Below are 800 nucleotides of genomic sequence, written 5' to 3' on the forward strand. Positions count from 1 at the left end.
CGCCACTCGTAGCCGCGCTCCTCCACCCCGTCGCGGGCGGGCAGGCTTCCGCCCGGCACGTGCTCGAAGCGCACCCCCTCGCCCGGGAACCGCTTCAGACCCGAGCCGGCACCGCCCGGGACACTGCCAGCCGGGTCGATGTCGTAGACACCGCCCGCCACCACCGCACGGCCCTCACCAGTGTCCACGAACGGCAGGCCCAAACCCATGCCCGCGCCCAGGCCCTGCCGGTCCACCCCCAGACCCGACAACTCCTGGTCATACGACAGTGACAGGCCGAACGAAGCCTCACCCCGCCCCGCCACACGGCGCACAGCAGAAGAAGACAGAGAGGAGCGGGTGGAAGGCACGGATATACCCCGGGGAAGCAGTCGCATTTCGGTCAGATATCCTGTCCAGGAGAACAAACCTCCCGGGCGCCTGTCTCTCCTCTAAACAGCCCCCGCGCTGGGCGACAGAGGAATGTGTGCACGTGAGGCGGCGGGCAGACGTCGTCGTCACGGTGTCAACCTGCAGGTCATCACCGCACCAGACGGCACTCTAGTGTGGATCTCACCCGCACTCGCCGGCCCGCGCCCACGATCTCACCGCGGCACGCCGACACCGGATCATCGCCACCTGCACCCGGCTCGGGATCCCCCTCTTGGCAGACAAGACACGCCATGCAGTTATCGGGTCAAGCAGCGGTGGCGGGTTGGGAGTTGGTTGGCGGGGTGAAGGCGAGCGTTTCGGTGAATTTCTGGCGGGTGGTCAGGCAGTGGTGAAGCTGGCCGGTCATGCGGTTGAACAGGTGGCGGAGG

1 protein-coding gene and 1 pseudogene are annotated in these 800 nt (G+C 67.5%); one reads left to right on the forward strand and one right to left on the reverse strand.

The genetic code is table 11. From position 1 onward, the window contains the following. Positions 1-251 (reverse strand): hypothetical protein (locus IF89_RS39405; protein ID WP_158718151.1); only part of this gene is annotated, 251 nt, incomplete at its 3' end. Positions 252-489: 238 nt separating this feature from the next. Between IF89_RS39405 and IF89_RS48860 the strand changes: the two are divergent. Further along, positions 490-652: pseudogene (locus IF89_RS48860) on the forward strand (transposase family protein); the annotation flags it as partial. Between the last annotated feature and the right edge of the window lie 148 nt (positions 653-800).

It is taken from the genome of Streptomyces sp. NRRL F-2664, from assembly GCF_000719345.1.
Classification (GTDB): Bacteria; Actinomycetota; Actinomycetes; order Streptomycetales; family Streptomycetaceae; genus Streptomyces.